The organism is Sphingobacterium thermophilum (genome assembly GCF_039541675.1).
GTDB classification, from domain to species: domain Bacteria; phylum Bacteroidota; class Bacteroidia; order Sphingobacteriales; family Sphingobacteriaceae; genus Sphingobacterium; species Sphingobacterium thermophilum.
On the sequence record NZ_BAABGR010000006.1, the window covers coordinates 523,068 to 537,532 of the forward strand.

The window sequence follows — 14,465 nt, forward strand, 5'->3', positions numbered from 1 at the left end:
GCTACTGGAATAAGTATTTATTTTTTTTCAATATAGGAAGAAAATAATTTGGAGAATAATTCTGATGTATTACCTGGTAGTCATTTATAAGTAAAGTAATTTTGTGCTATACAAGATAAGTAATTAGAAATAAATATCTTTGATTAGTAAAGTTAATCCGTTATGAAAATCACAGTTTCCCATATGGTTTGTAGTCGGTGTGTTATCGTTACCGAAAGCATATTGGAAAAGCTGGGCTTTAGAAACTTTTCGGTTAATATGGGAGAGATAGAGCTGTCGGAACAGCCTTCGGAAGAACGTATGACTTTGCTGAAAGAAGAATTGGAGAGGGTGGGCTTTGAGATTGTGGAGGACAAAACAGAAAAAATAATTCAAGCTATAAAAGCCAGCCTTGTCGAATACTTAGAACAGCTGGCACAGGGCAAGGCTTTAAAGATGTCAGCATATGTCCGTGATAAGCTGCCATATGAATACAGCTACTTAAGCGACCTTTTTTCAAAAACAGAAAATAAGACAATAGAGAAATATTTTATTGAACTGCGGCTGGACAGAGCTAAGGAAATGCTGAAATATAGCGATAAAGATCTAAGTTCCATAGCTTACGCTTTAGGATACAGCAGTCCGCAACATTTTGCCAGCCAGTTTAAACAACACATCGGCATGACACCATCTGCATTCCGCGCAGAACATAAAAATTAGTAAATCTCAATCTAAGATGGTTTTTATTAAGTCGTATTGTGCCTGCCAAACATCCTGCTCTGCTTTTTTATAGTTTGTCAAAGACTGATTATACATTGTGATGAGGGCTCTTCCCGCTTTATAGGCTTCCCGTTGTTCGTTCATGTCCTGTAAGGCTAGGGCTTTAATCTTTTCCAGTCTGTGCAACTTTTCTTCTGCCGCAGCAATCTTAAGTTGTTTTTTATTGTGTAAAGATTGATCATCCGCCTGCTTTTCCGTGATTTGCAGATCTATAAGTTTGCTGTTGAGCTGGATCTTACGGAGTGTAGCTTGGCCAGTAAAATAGGATGAAAGAGGAATTCTTAATGCCAAATTGATAAAGCTGTTGCCAAACCACTCTTCTTTGCGTGTGATTCTTAATTCATTGCTATAATATTGCTCGCCAAGATATCCGTTTAAGGTTAAGGATGGGAGCCATTGTCTTTTTGCCGCTATCCATTGGTTGTCAACTATACGTTTGTCGACCATTAAAGACTGTATGTCATAGTAATTTTTATCACGTGGTGAAATGGCATTTTTTATATCTTCAAATCCTGACGATAAATTCTTGTATTGCTTTATGTCAATATAATTATTAAGCTCTAAATCAGCCTGTTTTAATACATAGAACGCTTCATAAAGTTGGATGAGCTGTCTTTCAAATTGCTGTTGTGCGCTTATATAATTGGATGAACTTTCTCTTCCTACCTTATAGCGGTTTTTCGTTATTTGGAGAATCTCAGCATAGGCAACGGAGTCTTCAAGGGCAGACTGATATTGATAACTTGCCAATACTACCGCAGCATAGGCTAATGTTGCATCCTTTTTCCAATTTTCTTCTGTGCGTTGCAATTCTATTTCTGCCTTTTCTATTTCCAAGGATTTCTGGTCTTCACTGTACTTACGCTGCGGGTCAAACAGTTTCCATTGAACTTGCACTCCCGCTTTTGAAGACCATTTTGTCGCAAACTTCAACGGTATGATAGCTCCTTCTTGTGCGGAGGGATCAAAGGCTATGGCTGGCACAGGTGTGGTGGGAATGATGATATTGTGTTGAAGGTTACCATCAACATAGAATACAGGAATGCGGTCTGTTTGCAGTTCTTTCAACTCCTGTGTTTTAATTTGTGTATTCAGTACTGTTTGTTGGTATTTGCTGTTACCTCTATATTGGTTCCATAAGTCTTGAATGCTAAGACTTTGTGCCCACAGATATTGTGGTGACGCAAGCAGTATAATTATGGCAAATTTTTTCATATCAGAATACAGATGCAGGCTCTAACTTGGAGATTTTGCGGACGGCAAAGAGAGAACCTCCCACAGAGATCAACAAGGTGATGATAAGTAAAAACAATATGAATGCCGGTGTCAGGTCGATAATAAGTCCTGAGGTGGCCACCCCAAACTTGAAGCCTACAAGTAATATCATCGCAATTACGAAACCTATAAGTGCATATAGAAATGCCTGAGCGATAATAAGGCGATTTACATATCTTTTCTTTGCTCCAATAGCCTTTAGTGTTCCATAGTCTTTTATTCTATCCAACGCAGAAGAATATAGGGTTAGACCAATGATAAAGAAACCACTTATCATGGCAAAAAGCACCAATGTACCAAAACTCATCCCCATGTTGGAGGTTATCATAATTTCCATCACCGACGAGTTTTTAAGCTTATTGGCATCCCAAGCCCGTAGGTTGGGAAATAGCTGTTCTATATCACGTCGGACTTTAGCTTTATCTTCAACATTTTTCACTGTAGCGATGATGATACTCACCTTGGAAGGGGAGACATTTCCCAGCATTTGCGCATTTTCTATAGAAGTATACATGATGCTAGCACCAAATGTCTGTGCATTTTTTGTTATCAGAGCTATTTTGGCACTCTTACCATTTATTTCAATAGGTTTATTAAGTTCTAATGTTGTTTTCCAAGTTTTCGCATTATAAAGCTCAGCACTTACCGAAGCTGGTTGTATAAGGTCTATTAACCTACCTTCGTGGATTTTCGACTCTAAGGGCCCCATGATGAAGGAAGGAGAATTGGTGCCAATGAGTGTCACGGGAGCAGTCTTGCCATCCAGAAATGAAGCTTGGGCAGGAGCTACTACGACAGGGTAGGTGCTTTCAACTTCGGGTAGACTTGCTATCTGCTGCACCAGACGTCTGTCGATGACATTTACGGCATTGATATTTGAGCTTTGTGATTCTATAATCCAAAGCTGATTATCTGACACATAAGCGTTTCCTACAAGGTTGCCCATCAGTCCCATAAGGAAAAACATCAGACTTAGTTGTTGACCTATCAAAAATATACTGATGACTATTGCCGTGATGATGCCTATGCTTTTCGCACGATCATATCGGATAAACTTGTAAGCTAGGGCAAGCATATTATTTTATCTGTATTATACAATCCACCTTGGCATTGATAACCAAAATGTTGTTGTCTTCCATGTTAATTTTTATGCGTCTTACGCGACGATCTTCACTTTCATTTGCCGATTCATATAAAATGGATTTATTTGACAATATGGGGTCGGTATAAAAAATGCTTCCTATTGCGAGAGTATCTTTTCTTCCTATAGGTAGAATAAATACCTTCTGACCGGAGCGTATATCATTGGCAAACAGTTCATCGACCTCTGCTTCAATGACAGGATTCGTAGTGTTAATGATTTTTCCTAGAACTTCCGTGGTATTGATATGTTGTCCTGGCATTGCCTTCAGCTCAGTAATTATACCAGCCTTAACCGCTTTGATTAAATAACTTTCCGCAGTATTTTTTGATTTTTGAACTTTAACGGCCTGTTCACGTTCTGATTGCTGTTGTGCGAGAAGTTTATGTTTTAACCCTTTGATGGTGGTCAGCTGTTGCTGCCAACTGGAATAGTCGGCATCCATCTTTTCCCGTGTTTCAGCATTTTGAGCAAACAGCATCTTTGAGGTTTCGTATTTTTCCTGTAGCTCTTTAGCAAAAATTTCGGCCTTCTCGATATCGGCCAACAGTGATTTGTTCTGCTCTTTGAGGTTTTGCAACTGCAATTCGGATTCTCGGACATCCAAAGTTATATTGTCTTTCTTGAGAACAACAACAACCTGTCCTTGCCGTACACTATCGCCTTCTTTGACAAGCACCTGATCCACTATTCCGGTGACATCACTAGCAATGATTGCCTCGGTCTCTGCGGGAATCACCTTTCCTATAGCTTTTACCTCTGTAACCTCTTGAAGAATAGCTTTATCACTACGTTCTGAGGTGTTTTTGTCTTCTTTGGAAGAACATGCTGCCACTATGGACAATACCGATATGGCACATATTTTACTTATAAACTTTTTCATCTTTAATCGTATTGGAGACTTTTCCTTCTTCCACATAAATAACCTTATCTGCATATTTACGCAGTCGAAGGTCATGCGTTACAATGATAACGGCTTTATCTTGTTGTGCGAAAGATTTGAGTTCTGTCATGATTGCTTCCGCACTTTTAGCGTCTAAAGACGCCGTAGGTTCATCACATAAAATCATGGTAGGATTAGTTACCAAAGCGCGCGCAATGGCTACACGTTGCTTTTGTCCTCCACTCAATTTTTTGGGAAGATTATACATGCGTTGCGAAAGACCTACATCTTTTAGAGCTTTTTCAGCCATTTGTTTGGCTTGTGCTTTACTTACACGTTGAAGACGTAAGGGCTGCATCACATTTTCCAACGCATTCAAGGGCTCTATAAGATTAAAATGTTGAAATACAAAGCCTATTTCCCTCAGTCGCAGATCTGCCAATTGGGATTCGGAAAGGTTCGTAATATTTTGTCCTTTATAAAATACTTGTCCTTCACTAGGATATATTACACATCCTAAAATGGAGAGTAGCGTAGTCTTTCCGCTACCCGATGGTCCCATGATAAGTGTTAGCTTGCTGGTTTCGAAGCTTATGGTGGTGGTGTCCAACGCTGTTATGGTTGTATCGCCAGTTTTATAAATTTTCTTAACGCTTTCCAGCCGAACGATTTCTTTTTCCATACACAGCATTTATTATAAAGCAATATATTAAAATAAAGTGGCTTTTCCAATATAGATTTTCTGTTCTAAAAAAAGTGTTGGGTCATCATATGCCCTTTGCTATTTTGTTGTGTTACATGACAAAATGTTGTTGTTCTTCATAAACAATTTTCTATGCTCATATGTTCAATCAATAAGAGGAGGAAAAAATATGATCTTGCAGCTTAATCCCACGATTTATGTGGATACGCCTTTAGGCAAGGGACATGCGCTTTTTTTGATCGATTATGGTATGCACCAAAATTCGTGTTGGGTAGTGACTTTGGAACACAATGGAATAGTTAAGCATTTCGATGCCAACGATATTATTATCTGCACCAACTATACCTATCATATCAACAACGAACGAAATGGACATGAAATGGAAGAGGAGTAAACATCTGTTTACTCCTCTTTATTTTTATACAGCTACTTTTCTATCTTTTTCTCTTTCCCAGACTCTATGACCTTTCATGACAAAAATAAAGTCCTTAGTGAGATTACCCTTCGAAGCTAGTATGATACCTTCATCCACTTTTTTGATAAGCGTTTGTTCGATAAGCTTTTCAGCACCTTTATCAAAAGCTATAGCTTTGCAATGACGGTACGCTTCATTTAGAAATTGAAAATAATCCGGTTCCTGCATCAATGTTTTTATTGAATCTCCTTCTGGCGTATATATGGCGTCATAACACACCGAAGCATCGGTAAGAAAAGTGTGCTGCACCTCTTCGGTATCGCCTTCCTTAAATGTCATTTTTCCCACATGGGTGCTTACCAATACAGCTTCGGCCCCTTCAGCTTCTAGGGCTGCTTTCATCTCATCTACACTGGCCTTACTTACGCCGTCGGCTACTAGAAAAGCGACCTTACGGCTCTCTATATTTCCTTCTCCAGGTTGAATATGCATACTTAAAGCTTTGGACACCGTAACTTCAGGTGTAGGCGCCTGAATGGGGTATTCCGGATGATTCTGTTTGGCAAATTGAACGGTCAGCGGATCCAAAGTGCTTGGAGGGGTTATTCCCAAATTTTTACCTACACTTTTAGCTAAATCCTTATCTATCTGATGTAGAATTGCTAATTCACGCTCACGAATCTTAGGGTCATTAACTTTGGAAAGCTCAAAGCTGTAAGCCGAAATGATATGTTCTTGTTCTTCGGGAGATTGAGAATGGAAGAAAAGACGAGCTTGCGTAAAATGATCCGCGAAAGACGTTGACCGTCCTCTAATCTTTCTGCCATCTATTTTTTCAGCATGGGATTCAAAGCCTTTTTCACCATTTAACATAGCATGGTAAGGGCATCCACCTCCTGTGCTATTAGGAAAATAAGATGTGTTTCCTTTGAGGATATCTTGGCGGCCGAAACCATCTTTCTGGTTGTTGTGTTTTCCGTTGACAGGTCTATTGATAGGTATTTCATGAAAGTTAGGACCTCCCAACCTGTAATTTTGTGTGTCTGCATACGAGAAAACTCTTCCTTGCAATAAAGGGTCGTTAGAGAAGTCTATACCTGGAACTAATCTCCCAGGATCGAAAGCTATCTGTTCGGTCTCTGCAAAGAAGTTATCCGGGTTTTTGTTGAGAGTCATAGTACCTATAATCTGTACCGGCACCAGCTCTTCGGGAATAATCTTGGTAGGATCCAATAGGTCGAAAGAAAACTTGTCTTCATCTTCTTCCGGAATCAGTTGTACGCCGAGGTCCCATTGAGGAAAATGACCTTTGTCTATAGCTTCCCACAGGTCGCGACGGTGAAAATCAGCATCATATCCTGAAATTTTTTGTGCTTCCTGCCAGGCTACGCTATGAACACCCAGTCGGGGTTTCCAATGGAATTTGACGAAAGTACCTTTACCTTCCTCATTTACAAATTTGAACGTATGGACACCGAAGCCTTCCATCATCCTAAAGGAACGTGGAATAGCTCTGTCCGACATTACCCACATGATCATATGGGCTGCTTCAGGCATCAAGGAAATAAAATCCCAGAAGGTGTCGTGGGCAGAAGCTGCTTGTGGCATCTCATTGTCGGGTTCGGGCTTCACCGCATGCACTAAGTCAGGAAAGTTCATGGCATCCTGAATAAAAAATACCGGTATGTTGTTACCTACCAAATCATAGTTTCCTTCTTCGGTATAAAACTTTACCGAAAATCCGCGTACATCACGAGCCAGATCTGTCGATCCTTTGAATCCAGCCACAGTGGAAAATCGTACAAAAACAGGCGTGATAGTTCCCTTTTTGAGAAACTTAGCCTTTGTTAATTTCGACATATCGGCTTTAGCTTCAAAGATTCCATGAGCTCCTGATCCTCGGGCATGAACAACACGTTCAGGGATTCTTTCTCTGTCGAAATGCGCCATCTTGTCCTGATAGATGAAATCTTCCAACAGGGAAGGACCTCGCTCTCCGCCTTTTAATGTATTGTTATTGTCATGTATGGGGACACCATCATTGGTAGTCATCCTCTTGTCCGTATTGTCTACGACATACTTATGAATATGCTCAACCTTTTTGTTTGCATTTTTCTCTTTCATAATTTAAAGTTTTAGTGAATAATCCAGCACTCTGTGCTTAATTAGAAGAACAGATGGTTGGAAGGAATGTTTGTCCTTAACGAAAATTTAAGACTTATTGGAGGTAGGGATTGTTTTTATCATGTTCTACCCATAGCAGGTCGTTTACATTATATCCAAAATCTGAGGCTATTCTCAGATAATGTTGCTTAACATGGTTCGGAATACTTTTCTCACGAGATAAAATCCATAGATAATCATAATTTTTACCTCCGATAAGTACATATTTGTATTCTTTATCCAGAGCGTATATATTGTATCCCGAGTAGAAGGGACCAAAGAACGACACTTTGAGTGCTCCTATATTTTTTGCACCTCTGAACTTGGCATTTCCTTCTCGTTGAGTCCATTCATTTTTAAGGTAATTAAACCCTGAGTTTACAACTTTGATGTCGCCATTGTCCTTTAGACTATATTGTGCTGTCGTGTTGCTGAGATTTCTTTCATGTTTGAAATCGATTCGCGCAATTTCATACCATGTGCCAACATATTTGGAAGCGTCAAAGTCCTTTATTACCGTAGCACTTTTCGGAATAGATAGACAGGATGTCATTAAAACAAATGAAGCTCCTATTAAAAGAAGCATAAGATTAATGGATAATTTATTTTTCATATTTCTTTTTTTAGTTTAACAAGCGAATTGATTTCTCGTTGTGTAAGTCGTTAATTTTTTAAGAAAAAATTGTAACTTATTAGTTGTCATAAGCTTTTGTATTGACATAAATGTCATATAATCATTAAATTGCGGTTATAAACTTGAATTATGAAGAGAAAAGACTTTTTGAAAGCCGGTGCTTTACTTGCCGCTACGTCATTTTATAAGCCGGGAAAGGCGTTTTCTTTATCCTCGGAAAAAATAAGAGTTGGCCTTATCGGCGTAAATGGAATGGGATGGACAGACCTACAATCCATCATTAAATTAAAAAATGTAGAATGTACCGCTCTCTGCGACATAGATGCCAATCTATTAGAAAAGAGAAAGGGGGAATTGCAACAACTTAATATCCACGTAAAGACTTATTCGGACCACAAAAAGCTGTTGGAAGATAATGTGGTAGATGCTGTTATCATTGCTACTCCGGATCATTGGCATTGCCTGCAGATGGTAGATGCCGTGCGTGCCGGCAAACATGTATATGTAGAAAAGCCTATTGGCAATTCCATCAAGGAGTGTGAGGTCATGGTAGCCGCTGCCGCCCAGTCCAAGAGTATAGTGCAGGTAGGACAATGGCAACGCAGCCAGCAACACTTCAAGGATGCTATAGCCTTTGTACATTCTGGAAAGCTGGGGCGCATACGTTTGGCAAAAGCTTGGTCATACGTGGGATGGAAAACACCAATAATCAAAAAGCCTGACAGTCCCGTTCCTGTAGGGGTAGATTACGACCGTTGGCTTGGTCCTGCCCAGAAACGTAATTTTAATATAAATCGCTTTCATTTTGAGTTCAGATGGTTCTGGGACTATGCCGGCGGTTTGATGACCGATTGGGGTGTTCACCTGTTGGACTATGCATTGCAAGGTATGAAAGCGGATTTTCCCAAAGCCATAGTGGCATCAGGAGGTATTTATGCCGACCCTAACACAGCCGCAGAAACACCGGACACCCTCACCGCCATGTATGAGTTTGATGACTTCAATATACAGTGGGAACATGTCTTGGGCTTAGGTTCTGGATTATATGGACGTGATCACGGCATTGCTTTCATAGGATATAACGGGACATTAATACTCAACAGACGAGGGTGGGAGGTAATACCCGAACAAAATCGCATGGAACCTATTCCTTTGCAAAAACCTGTAGATAAAGGTCTGGATAAGCATATGGAAAACTTTGTGCAGGCCATTGTCAATAAAGATAAATCTTTGCTCAACGCTCCAATAGAAGCTGGCAGTCATGTGGCTATCGTTTCGCAGATGGGAAATATAGCTTATCGTACAGGGAAAAAGATATATTGGGATAGGCTGAAGCGTCGTTTTACAGACGATGAAGCAAATCACTATTTAGCAGCTCCATACCATAACGGCTATTCCATTCCTGCGGTATAGCTATTGTTAAATCTAAAAATTTTGGCATATGCAAGTTTCTTTTATCAGCAAAAAATCTTTTTGTGCTTGCCTTCTATCCACGATAGCAATATTGTGCGGCTTACAACATGTGGGAGCACAATCGCAGCATAAGGAGGATTGGCAACCTTTATTTGATGGGAAAACCTTGAACGGATGGAAGTCGTTAGGAGGGAAGGCCCCTTTCACCGTGGAAGAAGGTGTAATTGTAGGGCACATGACTAAAGGCACTCCCAATACCTTTTTGGTTACCGAGAAAGAATACGGTGATTTTATCCTTGAGCTTGAAATTAAGATTGAAGGGGAAGGTAGCAATTCTGGTATCCAGGTGCGTAGCCATCTGGATCCTAATGGTAACAGAGGGCATGGCAGGGTATATGGTCGTCAGGTAGAGGTGGACCCTACCTCTCGTGCATGGACGGGAGGTATTTATGACGAAGCACGACGTGGCTGGCTCTACACATTGGATCTTAACGAGAAAGCAAAAGTAGCCTTTAAACCCAACGAATTCAATCACTTCCGGATTGAACATATAGGCAATGAGCTTAAAACATGGGTGAATGGCATTCCTACCGCTTATCTTATCGATACGTTGGACCCTACGGGTTTTATAGGACTGCAGGTGCATAGTGTCCCTAACGAGCTGGATGGCAAAAAAGTGTATTTTCGAAACATACGCATACAAACTAAGAATCTAAAGCCAAAAGGTTTTCCTAAGGACGTCTATGTGGTGAATCTAACGCCGAACAAACTTAGTCGGTTTGAAGAAGATGCCGGATACAGATTATTGTTTGACGGTGAAAGCTCCACCAACTGGCGTAGCGTACGCCATGAAGGATTTCCTGCAAAAGGATGGGAAATCAAAGATGGAATGATCAAGGTTTTAAAAGCAGATGGAGGAGAATCTACCAATGGCGGCGATATCATCTCCGAACAGCAGTTCAGCAGCTTCGACCTATCGTTTGAGTTCAAACTTACCGAAGGAGCTAATAGTGGTGTTAAATATTTCGTTACGGGTAGTGAGCAAACATCAGGTTCGGCCATAGGATTGGAATACCAATTACTGGATGATGCCAAACACCCCGACGCAAAGATGGGACGTGACAGAAATCGTACATTGGCTTCCCTTTACGATCTTATTCCTTCCAACAAAGATGGTCGGGCCAGAAGACCTATAGGTCAGTGGAATATGGGACGTATAGTGGTAAGCCCTGATAATACGGTAACCCATTATCTGAACGGTTTCAAGATGTTGAGCTATAAGAGAGGTTCACAAGAGTTTAGGGATTTGGTAGCCATAAGTAAGTATAAAGTATGGAAAAACTTCGGTGAAGCACCCAAAGGACATATCTTATTGCAAGATCATGGTGACGAGGTGTCTTTCCGTAATATCAAAATTCGCGAGTTAAAATAGCGTTTCCATCATCAGCAAATAAATTCTAATGAGACATTATATTTCCAGACGAAGCTTTATTTCAAAAGCAATACAAGCAGGAGGGAGCATGTTGTTTTCTGGCAGTCTACTAGGGCAAATAGCCTTTGCTGCTCCCAACGAAAGAGTGAATCTAGCTAGTATCGGTATCGGTTTTCGGGGAGGAGAAATCATAAAAGAACTGTATAAGACGGGACTGTGTAATGTGGTGGCATTATGTGATGTAGACATAGGTGCCAAACATACACAGGAAATCTTGCATATGTTTCCTCATGCAAAAAGGTATCAGGACTTCCGCAAAATGTTTGACGACATTAGCAGTGAAATTGACGCTGTATCGATAGGAACTCCCGACTTTTCTCATTTTGCCATAGCGATGACGGCATTGGATTTGGGGAAACATGTCTACGTAGAAAAACCTTTGGCCCACACATTTTTGGAAAATGAATTGCTAATGAAAAAAGCAGCAAAATCCCCCAAGCTAGCGACGCAAATGGGCAATCAAGGGCATTCCGAAGCCAATTACTTTCAGTTCAAGGCCTGGAAAGAAGCAGGAATCATCAAAGACGTGACACGTATCGACGCACATATGAACATGCCTAGGCGCTGGCATTCCTGGGATCCTCAAATCAAGAATTTTCCTGAAGCTGAACCTATTCCTGAAACATTGGATTGGGACTTATGGCAGATGCATACCATGGGGCATACCTACAACAAAGATTTCGTGAATGGACAATGGAGATGTTGGTACGACTTTGGAATGGGAGCTCTGGGTGACTGGGGAGCACACATCTTAGATACGGCACACGAGTTTCTGGAAATGGGCTTACCAACAAGGGTAGAAGCTGTTAAATTAGAAGGCCATAATTCATTTTTTTTCCCTATGTCCAGCACCATAAAATTCAGCTTTCCACAAAGGAAAAATTATCCAGCCGTGGATGTAACTTGGTACGACGGATTAAATAATCTGCCGCCAATTCCTGAAGGATATGGTGTCTCAGGGTTGGACCCAAACATTCCTGCACCAAGTACAGGTAAATTAGAACCGGTAAAACTTAATCCCGGGAAAATCATTTATAGCAAAGATCTGATCTTCAAAGGTGGATCACATGCGAGTACCTTACAAATCATTCCTCATGACAAAGCTAAGGATTTGGAAAATCAGTTGCCATCAATTGAAAAATCGCATTCCAACCATTTTAAAAATTTTCTGTTAGCCTGTAAAGATTTGGAGCAAACACGCTCACCATTTGCTATTGCCGGATCTTTAAGTCAGGTGTTTTGCTTGGGTGTTATTGCTCAGCGGTTAAATACGACATTGGAATTCGATCCAGTCAAAAAAGAAATTACCAACAACAAATTTGCCAACGCTTTATTGGTCGGACCTCCGCCAGCTAAAGGTTGGGAACAATATTACAAGCTGTAGTCTTAAAATACCTTCGCTTGATTTTCATGCAGAGTCTTTATCCTGAGACTCTGCATTTTTTATGAAATACAAGCTGTAACCACATTCTTTAAAATAAACACAATAATTTGTCTTATAATTTATATTATGTTAAATAGAAATTTTTAACTCCACCCCGTAGTATTAATTTCACCTCTTAGAACTCCATTTATTAGCGTGGAAATATTGTTGGTTTTTATTATTTTTAATAACGTATAGAATTCTGTTATTTTGCACAAAACTTATCGTAATGTCACAGCAATCCGAAAAAGCAAAAAAAACAGTTTATTTCAGTATCCTCGGTAGTTTTGGGCTTGCTGTGATTAAGTGGCTTGCTGGTTTCTTTGGAAATTCTTTCGCTTTGATAGCTGATGCCATAGAATCTACTTCAGACATCTTTTCTTCCATTCTTGTTCTTTTAGGGATTAAATATTCTGAACGTCCTGCAGACAAAACCCATCCATATGGTCATGGCCGAATCGAACCGTTGATCACGTTTATTGTGGTTATTTTCCTTGTAATTTCAGCTACAGTCATAGCGCATCAAAGTCTTATAAATATCCGTACCCCGCATGAATTGCCTAAGCCTTGGACTTTAATCGTTTTAGGTATAATAATTATTTGGAAAGAAATTAGCTATCAGGTTGTCATGCGAAAAGCTAAAACTTTAAATAGCAGCTCTTTACGAGCTGATGCTTGGCATCATCGCAGTGATGCCATCACTTCTGTTGCTGCTTTTATTGGTATTTCTATAGCTCTGTTATTGGGTGAAGGGTATCAAAGTGCCGATGATTGGGCTGCCCTATTTGCTGCAGCTTTTATCCTATATAACTGTTATCGTATCTTCAGACCTGCTTTAGGAGAAATTATGGATGAGAACCTATATGAAGATATGGTTGAAGATATAAAGTCCAAATCAAAGAATGTCAGCGGGGTTTTGGATACAGAAAAGTGTTTTGTCCGTAAAATCGGTATGAGCTATATCGTGGATATCCATGCTATAGTTGACTCCGAACTTTCGGTCAAAGAAGGCCACGACATAGCACATAATCTGAAAGATTATCTTATGCAGCAAATGCCTCAAATATCTAATGTATTCGTTCATATTGAGCCATTCAACCCTGAGGTTGCAGCAGGACTTTAGAAATACTGCGGATAAGCAAAGATTCCCGGCAGTCCTCCGGTATGCACATATAGCACCTTGCTCCCTGCCTTTATCACGCCATTCTTAATGTCCATTATCAAGGCTGTGAAAGCTTTGGAAGTGTATACCGGATCCAAGAAAATGCCTTCATATTTAGCTAGCCATTTGATGGTATCAATATGTATTGGCGAAGGAATGCCATATGCTTCTCCACTATATTCCTCCGAAAAATAAAGATCTTTCGCCTTCAATAAGGTTTCCTCACCTATCATTTTCAGTGCTTCATTGGCGATGGCAAGTGTATGATCCAGTATATATTGTGCGTTTGGCTCCACACTATATCCTTTCACGGGAATAGCTTCCGGTGATAAAGCCTGCCCTATAGCCAATCCTGCATGTGTACTGCCTGATCCGGTAGCTGTCGCTATCCAATCAAACTTAACGTTAACCTCGTTTTGTTGGTTTAAAATCTCAAAATAAGCATCCATATAGCCTAGGGTTCCCAATGCATTGGACCCTCCTACGGGAATTACATAGGGCCTCTCTCCTTGTGCCAACAGTTCCTTTTCCCGTTCTGCAATACGTTCATAGGCGTGCTCGTTATTTTCCACAGGATGAATGGTTACATCAATGATTTTGTTGAGCAACACGTTGCCATTAGTATGGTATTCCGATTGCCTTATAGGAACACTGTTTTTCAAAAACAGTTCCGCTTCAAAGCCATTCATCGTTGCGGCAATAGCGGTCATCCGAGCGTGGTTAGACTGCACAGCTCCTATAGTAAAGATATGAGTAGCTTCCTGTTTCTTTGCCTCTCCCAATAAGTATTCAAGCTTTCGTAACTTATTTCCCCCATACCCCACAGCCAGCAAATCGTCACGTTTGACATATACCTCCACCCCTAAGTGTTTGCTGATGTTCTTTAGGTATTGTATCTGCGAAGGACGTTCAATCAATTTAACTTTCGGAAACTGTTTAAGATTAATCTTTCTCATATCTTTTATTTGACTCGAATATACTAAAATTCAATTAAGGGCTATA

At 40.2% G+C, this 14,465-nt stretch carries 13 protein-coding genes; 6 read left to right on the top strand and 7 right to left on the bottom strand.

Annotated features, from left to right (window positions below; translation table 11 throughout):
• Nucleotides 1-162 precede the first annotated feature (162 nt).
• Nucleotides 163-699, top strand: a complete 537-nt coding sequence (locus ABD873_RS04395) for a helix-turn-helix domain-containing protein (protein WP_039052825.1) — start codon at nt 163-165, stop codon at nt 697-699.
• Nucleotides 700-705: 6 nt separating this feature from the next.
• On the opposite strand, the gene ABD873_RS04400 is transcribed toward ABD873_RS04395, so the two are convergent.
• The 4 genes from ABD873_RS04400 to ABD873_RS04415 are packed head-to-tail and all read right to left on the bottom strand — an operon-like array spanning nt 706 to nt 4,740.
• Nucleotides 706-1,974: a TolC family protein gene (locus ABD873_RS04400; protein WP_345065140.1), complete on the bottom strand. Its 1,269-nt coding sequence runs from the start codon at nt 1,972-1,974 to the stop codon at nt 706-708.
• A gap of 1 nt (nt 1,975) precedes the next feature.
• Nucleotides 1,976-3,109, bottom strand: a complete 1,134-nt coding sequence (locus ABD873_RS04405; protein ID WP_345065143.1) for an ABC transporter permease — start codon at nt 3,107-3,109, stop codon at nt 1,976-1,978.
• A 1-nt stretch (nt 3,110) separates the two neighbouring features.
• The gene (locus tag ABD873_RS04410; RefSeq protein WP_345065146.1) at nt 3,111-4,058 is read right to left on the bottom strand and encodes an efflux RND transporter periplasmic adaptor subunit; all 948 of its coding nucleotides are present in this window, start codon (nt 4,056-4,058) and stop codon (nt 3,111-3,113) included.
• Entirely contained in the window at nt 4,039-4,740 is a 702-nt protein-coding gene (locus tag ABD873_RS04415; RefSeq protein ID WP_345065150.1) for an ABC transporter ATP-binding protein, read from the bottom strand. The genes ABD873_RS04410 and ABD873_RS04415 overlap by 20 nt, the downstream gene beginning before the upstream one ends.
• A gap of 190 nt (nt 4,741-4,930) precedes the next feature.
• On the opposite strand from ABD873_RS04415, the gene ABD873_RS04420 reads away from it, so the two are divergent.
• Entirely contained in the window at nt 4,931-5,155 is a 225-nt protein-coding gene (locus ABD873_RS04420; protein ID WP_039052840.1) for a hypothetical protein, read from the top strand.
• A 24-nt stretch (nt 5,156-5,179) separates the two neighbouring features.
• Here the strand turns inward: ABD873_RS04420 and ABD873_RS04425 are convergent, their stop codons facing one another.
• Together ABD873_RS04425 and ABD873_RS04430 are read right to left on the bottom strand one after the other, a co-directional pair.
• Nucleotides 5,180-7,300 carry a catalase gene (locus ABD873_RS04425; RefSeq protein WP_345065153.1) on the bottom strand — a complete coding sequence of 707 codons (2,121 nt, stop codon included), beginning with the start codon at nt 7,298-7,300 and terminating at the stop codon, nt 5,180-5,182.
• 94 nt (nt 7,301-7,394) lie between these two features.
• Nucleotides 7,395-7,952 (bottom strand): lipocalin family protein, encoded by a 558-nt coding sequence (locus tag ABD873_RS04430; RefSeq protein WP_345065156.1) that lies wholly within the window; start codon nt 7,950-7,952, stop codon nt 7,395-7,397.
• Between the two features lie 150 nt (nt 7,953-8,102).
• On the opposite strand from ABD873_RS04430, the gene ABD873_RS04435 reads away from it, so the two are divergent.
• From ABD873_RS04435 to ABD873_RS04450, 4 genes are all read left to right on the top strand, one after another.
• Nucleotides 8,103-9,386 carry a Gfo/Idh/MocA family protein gene (locus tag ABD873_RS04435; protein WP_345065159.1) on the top strand — a complete coding sequence of 428 codons (1,284 nt, stop codon included), beginning with the start codon at nt 8,103-8,105 and terminating at the stop codon, nt 9,384-9,386.
• A gap of 28 nt (nt 9,387-9,414) precedes the next feature.
• Nucleotides 9,415-10,818, top strand: coding sequence for a 3-keto-disaccharide hydrolase (locus ABD873_RS04440; RefSeq protein WP_345065162.1), 1,404 nt, complete (start codon nt 9,415-9,417; stop codon nt 10,816-10,818).
• 28 nt (nt 10,819-10,846) lie between these two features.
• Nucleotides 10,847-12,262 (top strand): Gfo/Idh/MocA family oxidoreductase, encoded by a 1,416-nt coding sequence (locus tag ABD873_RS04445; protein ID WP_345065165.1) that lies wholly within the window; start codon nt 10,847-10,849, stop codon nt 12,260-12,262.
• Nucleotides 12,263-12,530: 268 nt separating this feature from the next.
• Complete coding sequence (locus ABD873_RS04450; protein WP_039052818.1) at nt 12,531-13,424, top strand: cation diffusion facilitator family transporter; 894 nt, start codon at nt 12,531-12,533, stop codon at nt 13,422-13,424.
• Here the strand turns inward: ABD873_RS04450 and ABD873_RS04455 are convergent.
• Nucleotides 13,421-14,419: a D-cysteine desulfhydrase family protein gene (locus ABD873_RS04455; RefSeq protein WP_345065168.1), complete on the bottom strand. Its 999-nt coding sequence runs from the start codon at nt 14,417-14,419 to the stop codon at nt 13,421-13,423. The two genes, ABD873_RS04450 and ABD873_RS04455, sit on opposite strands and share 4 nt — an antisense overlap.
• Between the last annotated feature and the right edge of the window lie 46 nt (nt 14,420-14,465).

Bases quoted from the DNA above. Each gene is read 5' to 3' on its own strand.
- ABD873_RS04395 (WP_039052825.1), top strand. From the start codon at position 163: ATGAAAATCACAGTTTCCCATATGGTTTGTAGTCGGTGTGTTATCGTT.
- ABD873_RS04400 (WP_345065140.1), bottom strand. From the start codon at position 1,974: ATGAAAAAATTTGCCATAATTATACTGCTTGCGTCACCACAATATCTG.
- ABD873_RS04405 (WP_345065143.1), bottom strand. From the start codon at position 3,109: ATGCTTGCCCTAGCTTACAAGTTTATCCGATATGATCGTGCGAAAAGC.
- ABD873_RS04410 (WP_345065146.1), bottom strand. From the start codon at position 4,058: ATGAAAAAGTTTATAAGTAAAATATGTGCCATATCGGTATTGTCCATA.
- ABD873_RS04415 (WP_345065150.1), bottom strand. From the start codon at position 4,740: ATGGAAAAAGAAATCGTTCGGCTGGAAAGCGTTAAGAAAATTTATAAA.
- ABD873_RS04420 (WP_039052840.1), top strand. From the start codon at position 4,931: ATGATCTTGCAGCTTAATCCCACGATTTATGTGGATACGCCTTTAGGC.
- ABD873_RS04425 (WP_345065153.1), bottom strand. From the start codon at position 7,300: ATGAAAGAGAAAAATGCAAACAAAAAGGTTGAGCATATTCATAAGTAT.
- ABD873_RS04430 (WP_345065156.1), bottom strand. From the start codon at position 7,952: ATGAAAAATAAATTATCCATTAATCTTATGCTTCTTTTAATAGGAGCT.
- ABD873_RS04435 (WP_345065159.1), top strand. From the start codon at position 8,103: ATGAAGAGAAAAGACTTTTTGAAAGCCGGTGCTTTACTTGCCGCTACG.
- ABD873_RS04440 (WP_345065162.1), top strand. From the start codon at position 9,415: ATGCAAGTTTCTTTTATCAGCAAAAAATCTTTTTGTGCTTGCCTTCTA.
- ABD873_RS04445 (WP_345065165.1), top strand. From the start codon at position 10,847: ATGAGACATTATATTTCCAGACGAAGCTTTATTTCAAAAGCAATACAA.
- ABD873_RS04450 (WP_039052818.1), top strand. From the start codon at position 12,531: ATGTCACAGCAATCCGAAAAAGCAAAAAAAACAGTTTATTTCAGTATC.
- ABD873_RS04455 (WP_345065168.1), bottom strand. From the start codon at position 14,419: ATGAGAAAGATTAATCTTAAACAGTTTCCGAAAGTTAAATTGATTGAA.